General features: G+C 72.7%; 5 protein-coding genes. All 5 read left to right on the top strand.

Annotation, left to right across the window (positions count from 1 at the left end; translation table 11 throughout):
- Positions 1 to 13: 13 nt before the first annotated feature.
- Positions 14 to 859 carry an ABC transporter ATP-binding protein gene (locus OG852_RS42375; protein WP_133913064.1) on the top strand — a complete coding sequence of 282 codons (846 nt, stop codon included), beginning with the start codon at positions 14 to 16 and terminating at the stop codon, positions 857 to 859.
- Between the two features lie 113 nt (positions 860 to 972).
- On the top strand, positions 973 to 2,034 hold the full coding sequence (locus OG852_RS42380) for an iron-siderophore ABC transporter substrate-binding protein (protein ID WP_330350649.1): 1,062 nt from the start codon (positions 973 to 975) through the stop codon (positions 2,032 to 2,034).
- Positions 2,035 to 3,819, top strand: a complete 1,785-nt coding sequence (locus tag OG852_RS42385) for an ABC transporter ATP-binding protein (RefSeq protein WP_330350650.1) — start codon at positions 2,035 to 2,037, stop codon at positions 3,817 to 3,819.
- Between the two features lie 73 nt (positions 3,820 to 3,892).
- Entirely contained in the window at positions 3,893 to 14,821 is a 10,929-nt protein-coding gene (locus tag OG852_RS42390) for a non-ribosomal peptide synthetase (RefSeq protein ID WP_330350651.1), read from the top strand.
- Entirely contained in the window at positions 14,808 to 16,508 is a 1,701-nt protein-coding gene (locus OG852_RS42395) for an ABC transporter ATP-binding protein (RefSeq protein ID WP_330350652.1), read from the top strand. The genes OG852_RS42390 and OG852_RS42395 overlap by 14 nt, the downstream gene beginning before the upstream one ends.
- Positions 16,509 to 16,557: the final 49 nt, after the last annotated feature.

Below are 16,557 nucleotides of genomic sequence, written 5' to 3' on the forward strand. Positions count from 1 at the left end.
GCAAGGGGGCCTTGTGGTCGTGCAGTCCGTCACCGGCGTGGAGTCCGGGACCGAAACAGCCTCGCCGGAGCGGCTGGCAGCCAGGGGTGTCACGGTCGGGTACGGCGCCCGGACCGTCATCGAGGATCTCGACGTGGCGATACCGCCCGGCGTGATCACCACGATCATCGGCCCCAACGGCTGTGGGAAGTCGACCCTGTTGAGGACCCTGGCCCGGCTGCTCAAACCGTCCGGCGGGAGGGTCGTGCTGGACGGCGAGGACATCGCCCGACTCAGGACCAGGGACGTGGCGAAGAAGCTCGGTCTGCTGCCGCAGGCGCCGGTCGCCCCGGAGGGTCTGACCGTGTCCGACCTGGTGGCCCGGGGCCGGCATCCGCACCAGAGCTGGCTGCGGCAGTGGTCCTCCGACGACGCCGCCGTGGTGGAGCGCGCGCTCGCCATGACCGGGGTGTCGGACCTCGCCGACCGTGCGGTCGACACGCTGTCCGGCGGACAGCGGCAGCGCGTCTGGATCTCGATGACCCTGGCCCAGGGCACCGACCTGCTGCTGCTCGACGAACCGACCACCTATCTCGACCTGGCGCACGCGATCGACGTGCTCGACTTGGTGAGCGACCTCCAGGGCGCGGGGTGCACCGTGGTCATGGTGCTGCACGACCTCAACCTGGCCGCGCGCTACAGCGACAACCTCGTCGTGATGCGGTCCGGGTCCCTTCTGGCGCAGGGGCACCCGCGTGACGTGATCACGGCCGAGCTGCTGTACGAGGCGTTCGGACTGCGTGCCCGGGTGATCGACGACCCGGTGGGAGACCGGCCGCTCATCGTCCCGATCGGACGTACCCACGTCCAACTCGACTAGACAGCAACAAAGTTGGTTAAGTTAGGCTAGGCTAACCTTACTTCAATGCGGTACGGTTTGCCTGCCCTTACCCGGGGCGCACTGGACAGCGCGAACAGCAAGGGGATTGACGGATGCTCCTCCACAGAACGACGCGCCGGAAGCCGTGGCGGCGGCTCGCGGCGACCCTGTCCGCCGCGGCCCTCGGCGTCGGCCTCCTCGCGGGGTGCGGTTCCGACTCGGACACGGCCGACAAGGCGGGCGACGCCGCGGCGACCACCGCGGCCGGCGCCTTCCCGGTCACCGTGGAGCACGCCTTCGGCAGCACGACGGTCAAGAAGGCCCCCGAGCGGGTCGTCACCGTCGGCTACACCGACGACCAGACCGTCCTGGCGTTCGGCATCAAGCCCGTCGGCATGGTCGACCAGTACCCGAACCCCGAGGGCCAGAGCCCCGACATCAACACCCAGTGGCCGTGGGTGAAGGACAAGTGGGGCGACACCAAGCCCGAGGTCATCATGAAGAACGGCGACTCCGGCCCCAACTACGAGAAGATCGCCGCCCTGCGCCCGGACCTGATCATCGCGGTCTACTCCGAGGTCGACCAGGCCGCCTACGACAAGCTCTCCAGGATCGCGCCCACGGTGGGCCGCACCAAGACGGAGAAGGAGCCGTTCAGCGCGCCCTGGCAGGACAACGCGCTGCAGATCGCCAAGGCACTCGGCAAGGCCGAGGAGGGCGAGAAGATGGTGGACGACATCCAGGCCAAGCTCGACGCGGCCAAGAAGGCCCACCCCGAGTTCGCCGACCAGAAGGCCGTCGTCCTGTCCTGGTACGAGAACTCCGTCGCGCCGTTCACCTCCACCGACGTCCGCGCACGCCTGGTGTCGGGCATCGGCTTCGCGTACCAGACCGAGATCGACAAGATCGCGGACGGCAGCTTCTACACCAAGCTCTCGCCCGAGCGCGTCGACCTGGTCGACGTCGACCACATCTTCGTCATCAACGACAAGGCCGACACCGAGGCGCTCAAGAAGTTCAAGCTGTTCGCCAACCTCGACGCCGTCAAGAAGGGCAACGTGTCCTACCTGCTGGACAGCGAGGGTCCGGCGGTCGGCGCGGCCATCTCCCAGGGCACCCTGCTGTCGATGCCCTACGCCGTGGACGAGCTCGTCGAAGCGGCGGCCGGCTCCTAGATGTCGACCGACACGCGGGTGCCCCCCGCGACCCTGCGCACGGCGTCCGGGCGCGAGGCCACCCGGTGGGTCACGGCGCACTGCCGCGAGGTCCCCTGGCTGACCGCGGCCACCGTGCTCACCACGGTGGCCGGGGCGGCGCTCCAGGTCCTCCCCGTGCTCCTGCTCGGCCGGGTGGTGGACGCGGTCGTCGAGGGCGGGTCGCGCTCGGTCCTCGTCACCGTCGGTGTGCTGATCGGGGCCGCCGCGCTGCTCGGCGCGACGGCCACCGCGGCGTCGACGTATCTGATCGGCCGGCTCGGCGCGGATCTGCTCGCCCGGCTCCGCGAAGGCGCCGTCCGCGCGGTGCTCGGGATGCCGAGCGCCCGCATCGAGCAGGTCGGCCGCGGAGACGTGCTCTCCCGGGTCGGAGACGACGTGGCCGTCGTCTCCAAGGGCATCCGTACGGCCGTCCCCACCGTGTTCTCCGCGGGAGTGCTGGTCACCATCGCCACGGCCGGCATGTTCGGACTGGACTGGCGGCTGGGCCTGGCGGGCGCCGCCGCCCTCCCCGCGTACGCACTGGCCCTGCGCTGGTACCTGCCGCGCTCCGCTCCCCTGTACCAGAAGCAGCGGGCGGCCCAGGCCGACCGCGCCCAGGCGCTGATCAGCGGTCTCGACGGGATCGACACGGTCCGGGCCTACCGTCTCGAGGAGTCCTTCCGTGAGAAGGTCACCGCCGAGTCCTGGCGGGTGCGCGAGCTGGGCATCGAGGTGTTCCGGTTCTTCGGCCGGTTCGTCGGCCGGGAGAACCGCGCCGAGTTCATCGGGCTGGTCCTGATCCTCCTGGTGGGATACGGCCTGCTGGAGGCGGACGCCGCCACCCTCGGCGAGGTGTCCGCGGCGCCGCTGCTGTTCCACCGGCTCTTCACCCCGCTGGGCCTCATCATGTTCACCTTCGACGAGGCACAGAAGTCGGGCGCGAGCCTGACCCGGCTGGTGGGCGTGCTGGGGGAGGCCGCCGAGGGCCGGCTGGTGGGCGACCCGGCCGTCGCACCGGCGGACCCCGCGCCCCTGCCGGTGACGGTGAAGGGACTGACCTTCACCTATCCCGGCAGTGCGGAACCGGTCCTGCGGGACGTCGACCTGAGGATCCCCGCCGGCGGTTCGCTCGCCCTGGTGGGGGCGACGGGCGCGGGCAAGACGACCCTGGCCGCGCTGATCGCCGGCATCGGGACCCCGACCTCCGGATCGGTGCGCATCGGGTCCACCGACCTCGCCGGTCTGGACGAGGCCGGGGCGCGCGCCCTGGTGAGCATCCTCACCCAGGAGACCCATGTGTTCTCCGGTCCGCTCGCCGACGATCTGCGGCTGGCGGCACCGGAGGCCACCGACGGCGAACTCGCGGGCGCCCTGCGCACGGTCGGCGCCGGAGCCTGGGCCGAGGCGCTGCCCGAGGGGCTGAACACCCCGGTCGGCGAGGGCGGCGAGCGCCTGGACGTCACCAAGGTCGCCCAACTCGCCCTGGCCCGGCTGGTGCTGGCCCGCTCGCCGGTGGTCGTGCTCGACGAGTCGACCGCGGAGGCGGGCAGCGAGGGCGCCGCCGAACTGGAGCGGGCCGTCCTGGCCGCCTGCGCCGGCCGGACCACCCTGTTCGTGGCGCACCGGCTCACCCAGGCGATGGCGGCCGACCGGATCGCCGTACTGGACGCGGGGCGCGTGGTCGAACAGGGCACGCACGACGAGCTGGTGGCGGTGGGCGGCCGGTACGCACGACTGTGGCGGGCCTGGCGAGAAGGCAGTTGAGCAGCCCCTCACGCCAGCAGGACCGACGTTATGTGAGGCAACTTTCATGCTCAGAAGGGGCGTTGAGTCGTCGATGGAACCGAGCGCTGGTCTCGTACTGCTTTCCCCCGAACGCCTGACCGGTGTACGCCGGCGCATCGGCGACTACTCCGACACCACCATCGCCGCAGCGTGCGCCATCGGGCTGTCGTACTGGGCGACGGGCCGGAGCCCCGACGGCATCGATCTCACCCCCGGCACCCTCTTCGCCGACGTCCTCGGCTGGGTCGACAACGGCGGTGCCACGCCCGATGGTTGGGAGGTGGACGCGGACGGGCACGGCATCACCGTCCCGGACGGCGTCGACCCGGCCGACGCGCAGCTCGCGCTGGACGACCTGGCCGACTTCCCCGACCGGCCGCTCGGCACCGTCGGCCCGTCCGGCGTGGCGGCGCGGCTCGCCACCCTCGCCGAGTGGAACGACAACCGGGCCGACCGGGTCCGCCCGACCATCGTGGAGATGTTCCACGAGCAGGCCCGCAGCAGGCCGGACGCCGTGGCCGTCGTCGACGAGCACCGCTCACTGACCTACCGTCAGACGGCTGAGTTCTCCGCCCAGTTGGCCCACCATCTGATCGAGCGGGGCCTCACTGCCGAACAGGTCGTCGGCATCTCCCTCGGCCGCTCCGCCGACATGGTCGTCGGCCTGCTCGCCGTCCTCCAGGCGGGGTGCGCGTTCGTACCGCTCGATCCGCAGTGGCCCGCCGCACGCCGGGCCGTCGTCGTCGAGGACGCCCGGGTCGTCCTGCAGCTCAATGACTCGGGCGAGCACGCCCCCGGAGAACCGGACGCCGTGGCCGTCGACCTCGGCGACTGGCGGTACGGTTCGTACCCCACCGGGAGGACGGGTGTCACCGTCCACGGGGACGCCCTCGCCTATGTGATCTTCACATCCGGTTCGACGGGCCGGCCCAAGGGCGCGATGATCCGGCACGAGGCGATCAGCGAGCGCCTGCTGTGGCAGGTGGACGAGATCCTCGGCTTCGGCCACGACGACGCCTCGCTGTTCAAGGCACCCCTGTCCTTCGACATCTCCATCAACGAGATCTTCCTGCCGCTGGTGTCCGGCGGCCGGCTGGTCGTGCTGCGGCCCGGCGGTGAACGCGACCCGCACCATCTGCTGAGCGTGATCGCCGAACAGCGCGTCACCTTCACCTACCTGGTCTCGTCCATGCTGGACGTCCTGCTGGAGATCGCGGGCGACTCGGGGCGCCTGGACAGCCTGCGGCACGTGTGGTGCGGCGGCGAGGTCCTGACCCCGGAGCTGTACGAGCGCTTCCGCACCCGGCTCGACATCCCCATGTACCACGGCTACGGCCCGGCCGAGACGACCATCGGCGTCTCACACGTCATCTACCGGGGCGCGGCCGAACGCCTGTCGACGTCGATCGGCAGGGCCAACCCGAACACCCAGCTCTATGTGCTCGACGACGAACTGCGCCCGGTCCCGGTCGGCGCCGGCGGCGAACTGTACGTGGGTGGCTTCCTCCTGGGGCGCGGATACGTCAACGCCCCCGGACTGACCGCCTCCCGGTTCGTCGCGAACCCCTTCGCGGACGACGGCTCCCGGCTCTACCGGACCGGTGACCTCGCCCGCTTCACCCCGGACGGATCACTGGACTTCCTCGGCCGCGCCGACAACCAGATCAAGATCCGCGGCATGCGGCTGGAGATCGAGGACGTCGAGGTCGGCCTGGCCGAGCACCCCGGCGTTCGGCACACCTGTGTCGTCGCGAAGAAGAACACGGCGGGCGGCACCTACCTCGTGGGCTACGTCATCCCGGCCGCCGGGAGCGAGGACCTGCGGGCGGACGACGTCACCGCATGGGCCGCCGAGCACATGGTCGAGTACATGGTCCCCGCCCACGTCGTCGTCCTCACGGAGTTCCCGCTCACCGCGAACGGCAAGCTCGACCGGGGCGCGCTCCCCGAACCCGTCATCGGCACGGGCTCGCTCGCGCGGCCCACCACCGAGGCCGAGCGCGCGGTGTGCACGGCGGTCGCGGCCGTCCTGCGGCTCGACGAGGTCGGCGTCGACCAGAACTTCTTCAAGCTCGGCGGAGACAGCATCCTCGCCATCTCCCTGCTGAGCGCGCTGCGCGAGGCGGGCCTCCACGTCACGGCACGGCAGATCTTCACCCACGACACCGTGGGCGCCCTCGCCGCGGTGGCGAGCCGCGAGGACGTCTCCACCGTCGACCACCGCGATGTCGCCACCGGCGCCGTCGTGGGATCGCCCGTCGTGCAGTGGCTCGGTGAGACCACCGACGCCATCGACGGCTTCGTCCAGTCGGTGGTGCTGACCACCCCCGCCGACCTGACCGCCGACGCCCTCGACGAGATCCTCACCGCCGTGGTCCGACGCCACGACATGCTGCGCGCGCGGCTGGTGCGCGGCGAGCGCTGGAGCTTCGACATCCCCGAGGCGGACCGGGCCGCGCCGGGATGGCAGGAGAGCGACCGGCCGCTCGACGAGTGCGTCGCCCTCGCCACCGCGGCGCTCGACCCGGGGAACGGGGCGATGCTGCGGGCCGTCTGGCGCCGCGCGGCACGGCAACTGGTCCTCGTCGCCCATCACGTCGTGATCGACGGAGTCTCCTGGCGCATCCTGATGGACGACCTGGCCACCGCCTGGCGGCAGCGCTCCACGGGCGCCCCGGTCGAGCTGCCCAGGGCGGGCACGTCCTTCCGGCGCTGGACCCAGCTGCTGGAACGCGCCGCGTACGACGCGGACAGCTCCTTCTACCGGCGCCCCCTGCCGGGAGAGGACCAGCCGGTGGGCCGACGTGCGCTGTCGGAGGCCGACACCGTCGCGCACGAGCGGCTGCGGACCGTCTGCGTCGGCCCCGAGGTCACGGCCGCCCTGCTCGGCGAGATCCCCGCGAGGTTCCACGCCGGCGTCAACGACGTGCTGCTGACCGCGCTCGCCGTCGCCCTCGCCCGGTGGCGCCGCGACCTCGGCCAGCGGCAGACGTTCGCCCACATCGAGCTCGAGGGCCACGGCCGCGAGGCACCGTTCGTGGCGCCCTGCGCCGGCTTCGAGCCCGAACTGTCCAGGACCGTGGGCTGGTTCACCACCCTGTTCCCCGTGACCGTGGACCCCGGCGACACCGCCGACTTCACCGCGCCCAGGTATCTGACCGCCGCGCTCAAGGCGGTCAAGGAGGACCTCGCCCGGGTGCCGGACAACGGCGTGTCCTACGGCGCCCTGCGGTACCTGGCCGGAACCGAGTTCGACGCGCCCGCACCCCAGGTGCTCTTCAACTACCTGGGCCGCTTCGACGCGGGCGCCCCGGGCGACTGGCAACTCGCGGGAGCCACGGGGCAGTTGGGCGAGAAGCGGGACCCGGGCATGCGCCTGCCGCGCCCCCTGGAGTTCAACGCCATCGCCGAACCCGCCCCGAGCGGCGCGTACGAACTGGTCACCACCATCTCCTGGCCCGAGGGGATGTTCACCGACGAGGACATCACGACCCTCGCCGAGTACTTCCGCACGGCCCTCACCGGACTGGCCGCGCTCGACACGGGCGGCCACTCGCCCAGCGACTTCGACCTGGTACGGCTCACCCAGGCCGACGTCGACGCCCTGGACGGCCCCCGGCTCCGGGACATCCTGCCGCTGACCCCGTTGCAGGAGGGCCTGTACTTCCACTCGGTCTTCGACGACGACTCGGCGGGCTCCTACGTCGAGCAGCAAATCCTCACGCTCGACGGCGAGGTGGACGCCGACCGGCTCGCCGCGGCGGCCACCCGGCTGCTCACCCTCCACCCGAATCTGGCCGCACGGTTCACCGCGCTCGCCGACGGCCGGGTGGTCTCCGTCCTGGAGAGCGGGGTGCGGGCGCCGTTCACCACGCTGGAACGCCCCGGCATCACCGACGCCGAGCTGCACGCGTACGCCGAGCGGGACCGCCGCGCCGGCTTCGACCTCGCCACCGGCCCGCTCATGCGGTACACGCTCGTCCGCGGCGGCCCCGGACGCGACGTCCTGGTGCAGACGGTGCACCACATCATCGCCGACGGCTGGTCGGTACCGCCGATGCTCCGCGCGCTGCTGGCGGAATACCACGCGCCCGGGACCGTGCACCCGCTCGGCGGCTTCCCCGACTACGTCCGCCGGCTCGCCGCGAGCGACGAGGACGAGAGCGACCGCGTCTGGCGCGAGCAGCTCGCCGAGCTGCCCGGCCCCTCACTGGTCGCCGAGGGACACACCCCCTCCGACCGCTTCACGGACGCCGCCCTGGAGCCCGACGACGACATCGACGCGGCCGCCCGAGCGGCCGGCGTACCGCTGAGCGTCGCCGTGCACAGCGCCTGGGCCGTGACGCTGGGCTCCCTCCTGCACGGCAGGGACGTGGTGTTCGGATCCACGGTGTCGGGGCGCGACCTCGACCTGCCCGGCATCGAGGACATGGTCGGCCTGTTCATCAACACCATCCCCGTACGCGCCCGTTGGGCCGCCACCACCACGGCGGGCGACCTGCTCGCCTCCGTGCGCGACCACCAGAGCGCCGTCCTGCCGCACCAGCACGTCTCGCTGGCGAGGACCGCCCGCCTCGGCGGCTCGGGCACGCTCTTCGACACCCTGGTGGTCTTCGACGTCGCCACCGACGTGGCCGCCCTGCGCCGGCCCGACGACACCCTCGTGATCTCCGACATCGTCAACGAAGGTGCCCCGCACTACCCGTTGACGCTGGTGGTGGAGCGCACCCCCGACGGCCGCGCCCGCTTCGACCTGATCCACGACGGCGAGCTGCTCCGCGAGACGAGCGCCCGGTCGATCCTGCACGCCTTCACCCGCACCCTCACCGGCCTGCTCACCCGTCCGGACGCCCTGGTCGACGATCTCGCCGCGGACCCCGACCGGCGGCCCGAGCCCCTCACGCCGACCACCCTGGGCGCACTGTTCGACGCCGCCGCCCGCCGGGACCCGGCCGCCACCGCCGTCACCCAGTGCGCCCTCGACGGCACCACCCGGTCCCTGACGTACGGCGAACTGGCGGCCGCGAAGGACGAGTTGGCGTCGGCCCTGCGGGCGGCCGGAGTCGGACCCGGCAAGCGGGTCGCCGTCGCCGTCCCGCGCTCCGTCGAGCAGGTCGTCGCCCTGCTCGCGATCGTCGGCGCCGGCGGCGCGTACGTACCGCTGGACCTGGCGTACCCCGACGAACGGCTGGAGTACGTCCTCACCGACGCCGCTCCGCAGGTCGTCCTCGTGGACCGCGAACAGCGCGAGCGCTTCGCGGACCTGCTGGCCCGCGCGGGCGTGGCGGCGCGGGTGCTGGTGCAGGGGGACGAGCCGCCGCAGGCCGCCGTCGGACCCGTCCCCGAGGCCGACCGGCACGACCCCGCCTACGTGATCTACACCTCCGGCTCGACCGGCCGGCCCAAGGGGGTCGTCGTCCCGCACTCCAGCGTGGTGACCCTGCTCGGCAACACCCGGTCCGCCATGGGCTTCGGCCCGCAGGACGTGTGGGTCCAGTTCCACTCCTTCTCCTTCGACTTCGCCGTCTGGGAGCTGTGGGGCGCGCTGGCGTTCGGCGCAGAGCTGCTCGTCCCGGAGTACGCGCTGACCCGCTCCCCGGTCGACTTCCACCGGCTGGTCCGCGAGCGCAGGGTGACCGTGCTCAACCAGACGCCGTCGGCGTTCTACCGGTTCATCGAGGCCGACCGGCACACGGGCGCACCTCTGCCCGCACTGCGCCGGGTCATCTTCGGCGGCGAGGCGCTCGACCTCGGTCGCCTGCGGGGCTGGGTCGAACGGCACGGGACCGCCTCGCCCGAACTGGTCAACATGTACGGCATCACCGAGACCACCGTCCACGTGACTCACCGGGTGCTGACCGACGAGGACTTCGCCGGCGGGGACGACGTCAGCCCGATCGGCGGTGCGATCCCCGGTCTGGTCACCCATCTGCTCGACGACCGGCTCCGGCCGGTCCCGCCGGGCAGGGTGGGCGCGATCTACGTGGCCGGCGACCAGGTGTCCCTCGGTTACCTGGACCGGCCCGGGCTCACGGCGAGCCGGTTCGTGGCGGACCCGTTCGCCGGCGACGGCTCCCGCATGTACCACACGGGCGACCTTGCCCGCCGTACGCTCGACGGCGAACTCGAATTCGCCGGCCGAGCCGACGACCAGGTCCAACTCAAGGGTTTCCGCATCGAGTTGGGCGAGGTCGAGACCGCGATCAGGGAGCTCGACGGGGTGGTCGACGTGGCCGTCACCGTCGCTGAGGCAGGCGACCACCTGGTGGCCCACGTCGTCGGCCGGGTACCCACCGACCTCACGCCCCTGCTGTCCAGGAAGCTGCCCGCGCACATGGTGCCGGGCCGCGTGCTCACGGTGGAGGCCCTCCCCCTCACGGTCAACGGCAAACTGGACCGCAGGGCACTGATCGACAGCGCGGGGCGGTGTCCATCAGCGGCTCCGCCGCGGGGCGCGACGAGTCCCCACACACCCGCGGACGAGAACACCACACTCACCGCGCTGATCGGCATCTTCACCGAGGCCCTGCAAGACACCGACGTGGACGCCGACACCGACTTCTTCCGCGCCGGAGGCGACAGCATCGTCGCCATCACCGTGATCAACCGTGCCAGGGCGCTCGGCCTGCCGATCGCGCCGAGGGACGTGTTCCTGCTCAAGACCCCCCGCGCGCTCGCCGCGCACCTGGGGACACAGCCACCCCGGGCCGCGACGTCCCCCGCACCCGTCCCCCACGAGGACGGCCCCCTGCCCGCCACGCCGATCATCCTGCGCCAACGCGAACGCGGCGGCTCCCTCACCCGGTTCGCGCAGGCCAGGACCCTCGCGGCCCCCGAGGGCACCGGGTTCGCCGACGCCGAGCGCGCCGCGAACGCCGTCGTCGCCGCGCACGCGGCCCTCCGGCTCCGGCTGCGCGTCGAGCACGGCGTCTGGGCGCTGCGTACCGAACCGGCCCGCGCGGTCACCGTCGTACGGACGGAGACGACCGATGCCACAGCGGCGGCGAACGAGGCCGCCGGACGGCTCGATCCCGAGTCGGGGGACGTCGTCGCGTTCGCGTGGCTGGAGCCGAGCCGGACCCTCGTGATCACCGTGCACCACCTCGCCGTCGACTCCGTGTCCTGGCTGATCCTGCTCGACGACCTGACGACCGCCCTGCGCGGCGAGCCCCTGGCACCGGCCACCACCTCGTACGCCGCGTACGCCGAGGCCCTGACCCTCGACGCCGCCCGCACGGCCGACGACCTCGGACACTGGGTCACCACGCTCCAGGCGCCCCCGCTGCTCCCCGCCGTCCGGGGGCTCCGCGAGACCGATGTCGTCCTCGCGCCCGACGTGACCGAGCGCCTCGCGCGCACCGCGCCCACCGCCCTCGGCGTCGGCCTCACCGAGCTGCTGTGCGGCGCCCTGCGCACCGCGCTGACCCGTGTCCAGCCGTCGCCCACGGATCTCGCGATCGAGCTGGAGCGGCACGGCCGGGTCCCGGCCCTGGAACACCACGACTACACCCGTACGGTGGGCTGGTTCACCTCCATCGCACCGGTACGGCTCACCGCGCACACCGATCCGGTCGCCGCCGCGCGCGAGGTCGCCGCACGCCAGCCCGACGAGCGGGCGCACGTCGCCTACGGCCGGCTCAGGTACCTCAACCCGCAGACGGCCCCGCTGCTGACGGCCCGCCCGCAGGTGCTGTTCAACTACCTCGGCCGGGGCAGCGAGTCCCGGGCGGTGCGCCTCACCGGCGCCGACGAGGGCGGCGGGTACGCCGTCGAGGTGAACGCCTGGCTCGACGAGACCACCGGAAGCCTGCGCGCGGCCTTCACCCTCGCCGAGGGCGTACCCGACGGGATCACCGAGCACTGGCGGACCGCGCTGGAGCACATCGCGGACACCGCCGCGACGGCCGAGCGCACGGCACCGGTCACCCCCCTCCAGCGGGGCCTGTTCTTCCAGGCCCAGATGGCGGGTTCCGCCGGGCACTACGTCGCGCAGAGCTGGTTCACCTTCGACCGGCGCCTGGACGCCGACGCGCTCGCCGAGGCGATGGCGTACGTGATCGCACGGCACCCGGTCGTCGGCGCCGGTTTCACCACCGACGACGACGGCGCCCCGGTGCAGGTCCTGAAGGCGGGCCGGCGGGTCGACGTCCGCACGGTCGACCTGGCCACGGACGCCGAGGTCGACGCCCTGCGCGGCCGCGACCGCGACACCGGATTCGACCCGGACGAGCCGCCGCTGATCCGGCTGACCGTGGTGCGCCTGCCCGACGACCGCGACGGCCTGCTGCTGAGCTACCACCTGCTGCTGTGGGACGGCTGGTCCCGCGAGATCGTGCTGCGCGACCTGTTCGACGCCTACGAGGCCGTCGTCGCCGGCGAGCCCCTGGTCCCGGTCCCGGCCACGCCCGCCTTCGAGGACCACGCCCGGGCGCTCGCCGCCAAGGACAGCGCCGCGGCGGAACGCTTCTGGGCGGAACACCTGGCCGCCCTGTCCGGCCCGACGCTGCTCGCCGGACCGGCGCCCGCCCTCTCGGACGATCTGCCGCGCGCGCTCGTGCACACCCTGACCGCCGACGAGTCCGCGCTGCTGCGCGAGGCGGCCGGCACGCACGGCGTCACCCTGAACTCCGTGCTGACCGGCGCCTTCGGCCTCCTGCTGGGGGCCCGCACGGGCCGCGCCGACGCCGTGTTCGGCGTGACCGTCTCCGGCCGCGAGGGCGAGGGCCTGGAGGACGTCGTCGGCGTGCTCCTCAACACCGTGCCGATGTGGACCCGGGCCCGGCCCGACGACACGGTCCGCGCCTATCTGTCGGCCGTCCAGGCGGCCCGGGTCGAGGCGATGGAGCACGAGCACCTCGGGCTCGGCGAGATCCAGCGCGCCAGCGGACACGACACCCTGTTCGACAACCTGTTCGTGCTGCAGAACTTCCTCGACATGGACGCGTTCGCCGCGATGAACACCCGGCACGGCATCACCTCGGTGAAGGCCGACGACTCCACCCACTATCCGTTCACCTGGGTCGTCACGCCCGGCGACCGGCTCACCGTCAAGCTGGAGTACCGCGACGGCGACACCGGGGGCGCCCGCCGCCTCCTCGACGACTACCTGCGCGTCCTCGGCGACCTGGCCCGGGCGACGGGACCGGTCGGCGCGCTGCGCGGGTCCGGGCCGGTGCCCTCGCCCGGCGCGCGCACGGACATCGGCACGGACACCGTCGTCGACCGGTTCGACCGGGCGGCGGACCGCGACCCGGAGCGGATCGCCCTCGTCGCGGGCGGCTCGACGCTGACCTTCGCGGGGCTCCGGGACCGCAGCCGCGCGGTGGCCGGTGTGCTCGCGCGGCGCGGCATCGGCCCCGAGAAGACCGTGGGGCTCGCGGTCCCGCGTTCCCTGGACTCGATCGTGGCCCTGTTCGCCGTACTCCGCGTGGGCGCCGCGTACGTGCCGCTGGAGCTGGACCACCCGGACGAACGGATCGCGGCGATCGTCGAGGACTCCCGCCCGGACGTGATCCTCACGGTGAGCGCGGTCTCGCCGCGGCTGACCGGCCTGTCCGGCGACCTGATCGAACTGGACCGCCCGCTGCCCGCGGCCGAGCCCTACCGGACGTTCGCGCCGGACGACCCGGACCGGCTGCGGCACCCCGCGTACACGATCTACACCTCCGGCTCGACGGGCAGGCCCAAGGGCGTGGTGACCGAGTACGCGGGCCTGACCAACATGCTGATCAACCATCAGCGCCGGATCTTCGAGCCGGTGCTGGCGCGCCACGGCCACCGCGTCTTCCGGATCGCGCACACCGTGTCGTTCGCGTTCGACATGTCGTGGGAGGAGCTGCTGTGGCTCGCCGACGGCCACGAGGTGCACGTCTGCGACGAGGAACTGCGCCGTGACGCGCCCCGGCTGGTCGCGTACTGCCTGGAGCACGGCATCGACGTCGTCAACGTGACGCCGACCTACGCGCAACAGCTCGTGGCCGAGGGTCTGCTCGACGACCCGCGGCGGCGGCCGGCGCTGGTGCTGCTGGGCGGCGAGGCCGTCACCCCGACGCTGTGGCAGCGGCTCGCCGAGACGGAGGGGACCGTCGGCTACAACCTGTACGGGCCCACCGAGTACACCATCAACACCCTCGGCGTCGGCACGTTCGAGTGCGCGGACCCGGTGGTGGGCGTGGCGATCGACAACACCGACGTGTACGTGCTGGACCCCTGGCTGCGGCCGCTGCCGGACGGCGTCCCCGGCGAGCTGTACGTGTCGGGCGTCGGCATCGCGCGCGGCTATCTCGGGCAGCCCGCCCAGACCGCGCACCGGTTCGTCGCCTGCCCGTTCGGCGCGCCCGGTGAGCGCATGTACCGCACCGGGGACCTGGTGGTCCGCCGGCCCGACGGCCACCTGATGTACCTGGGCCGCACCGACCAGCAGGTCAAGATCCGCGGCCACCGGGTCGAACTCGGCGAGGTGGAGGCGGTGTTCGCGGCGCATCCGGCGGTGCGGTTCGTCGCCGCGGTCGCCCAGCCCGACCCGCAGGTCGACGGCGCGTACCGGCTGGCCGCCTATCTCGTGCTGGACGGCGCCGACCTGGCGTCGGTCGCCGCCGAGGTGGGCGCCGGGCTGCCCGACTTCCTTCGCCCGACGCACTACGCCCAGGTCGACCGCATCCCGCTCACGGTGAACGGGAAGGCTGACACGAAGGCCCTGCCGGAGGCCAAGCCGCTGGGCGCCCTGACCACGGCGGGGGAGCGGGGGCCCGAGACCGAGACCGAGACGGTGGTGTGCGCGTTCTTCGCCGAGGCACTGGACCTGGACGACGACGAGGTGAGCGCGGTGAGCGACTTCGTGTCCCTCGGAGGCCACTCCATGCTGGCGGTTCGGCTGATCGGGCTCCTCCGCCGCGAGTTCGGCCCCGTCATCACGATCCGAGACCTGTTCACCCTGCGCACCCCGGAAGCGATGGCCCGCCACCTCGATGACCACTCCTGACCCGCAGCGGCCCCGCCCGGGGTCCGACATCCTCCGCACCGCCCTGCGGCGCAACATCGGCGCCATGGCCGGCGGCACCCTCCTCATGGGCCTGTACCAGGCGGGCGAGACGGCCTTCCCGATCGCGCTCGGCCTGATCGTCGAGCACACCATGCGCGACCGCGGTCCCGGCGCGCTCGGTCTGTCGATCGCCGCGCTGGCCGTGATCATCACGACCGTGTCCCTGTCGTGGCGGTTCGGCATGCGCGTCCTGCAGAAGGCCAACACCACCGAGGCGCACCGCTGGCGGGTGAAGGTCGCGGCCTGCGGCCTGCAGCCCGTGGCCCGGGACGTCGACCTCAAGTCAGGCGAGGTGCTGACCATCGCCACCGAGGACGCCGACCAGACCGCCGACATCATCGAGGTGGTGCCGCTGCTGATCAGCTCGCTGGTCGCGGTGGTGATCGCGGCCCTCGCGCTGGGCCTCGCCGACATCCGGCTCGGCCTGCTGGTGATCGTGGGCACCGTCGCGATCATGTCGATCCTGAGCGTGCTGTCCCAGCGGATCGGCTCCAGCACCCGGGAACAGCAGGCCCGGGTGGCGCGGGCCGGCGCGAAGGTCGCCGACCTGATCACCGGTCTGCGCCCGCTGCACGGCTTCGGCGGCAACCACGCCGCCTTCCGGTCCTACCGGAGGGTCAGCACGGAGGCGAAGCACCAGGCGATCACCGTCGCCAAGGTCAACGGCGCCTACGCCGGCACCGCGCTGGCCCTGAACGCGGTCCTCGCCGGCGCGGTGACCCTGACGGCGGGCTGGCTGGCGTTCGACGGCCGGATCGACATCGGCGAACTCGTCATGGCCGTGGGCCTGGCGCAGTTCATCATGGAGCCGCTCAAGCTCTTCTCGGAGATGCCCAAGTACGTCATGATCGCGCGCGCCTCGGCCGAGCGGATGGCGCTGGTGCTGACCGCCCCGCCGGTGACGGTCCCGGGCTCCCAGCGCCCGGCCGCGGGCGAGGGCCTGGAGATCGACGGGGTGCGCCACGGGGCGTTGCGCAGGCTGAAGTTCCAGGTTGCCGCCGGTGAGTTCGTGGCGATCGCCGCCTATCAGCCGCGCGCGGCCGCCGACCTCGCGGCGATCCTGTCGGCCGAGGTCCCGCCGGACGCGTACGAGGGCGTGGTGCGGGTCGGCGGGCAGGAGTTCGCGGACCTGTCGATCGAGGCGCTGCGCGCGCACCTGCTGGTGAACCCCTACGACGGGGAGATCTTCGCGGGCACCCTCCGCACCAACATCGACCCCTCGGGCACCAGCCGACTGGTCCCCGAGGCCGTCGAGGCGTCCCTGCTCACCGACGTCGTCGCCCTGCACCCCGAGGGACTCGACTACGGTGTCCGCGACCGCGGCGCGAACCTCTCCGGCGGCCAGCGCCAACGGCTCTCCCTGGCCCGCGCCCTCGCCGCCGACACCGACGTCCTGGTCCTGCACGACCCGACGACGGCCGTGGACGCGGTCACCGAACAACTCGTCGCGCGGGGCGTGGCGCAGCTGCGCCGGGGCCGCACCACCGTCGTGATCACCAGCAGCCCGGCCCTCCTGGACGCCGCCGACCGGGTCCTCGTCCTGGACGACGGCGTCATCACGGCCGAGGACACCCACCGAAACCTGCTGGCCACGGACGAGGAGTACTGCGCGGCGGTCGCCAGGTGAGCCAGTGCCCCGGCAGGCGACGTTGGCCCCGTCGCGCAAACGTTGCCTG

The sequence above is a fragment of the Streptomyces sp. NBC_00582 genome (assembly GCF_036345155.1).
GTDB lineage: Bacteria > Actinomycetota > Actinomycetes > Streptomycetales > Streptomycetaceae > Streptomyces.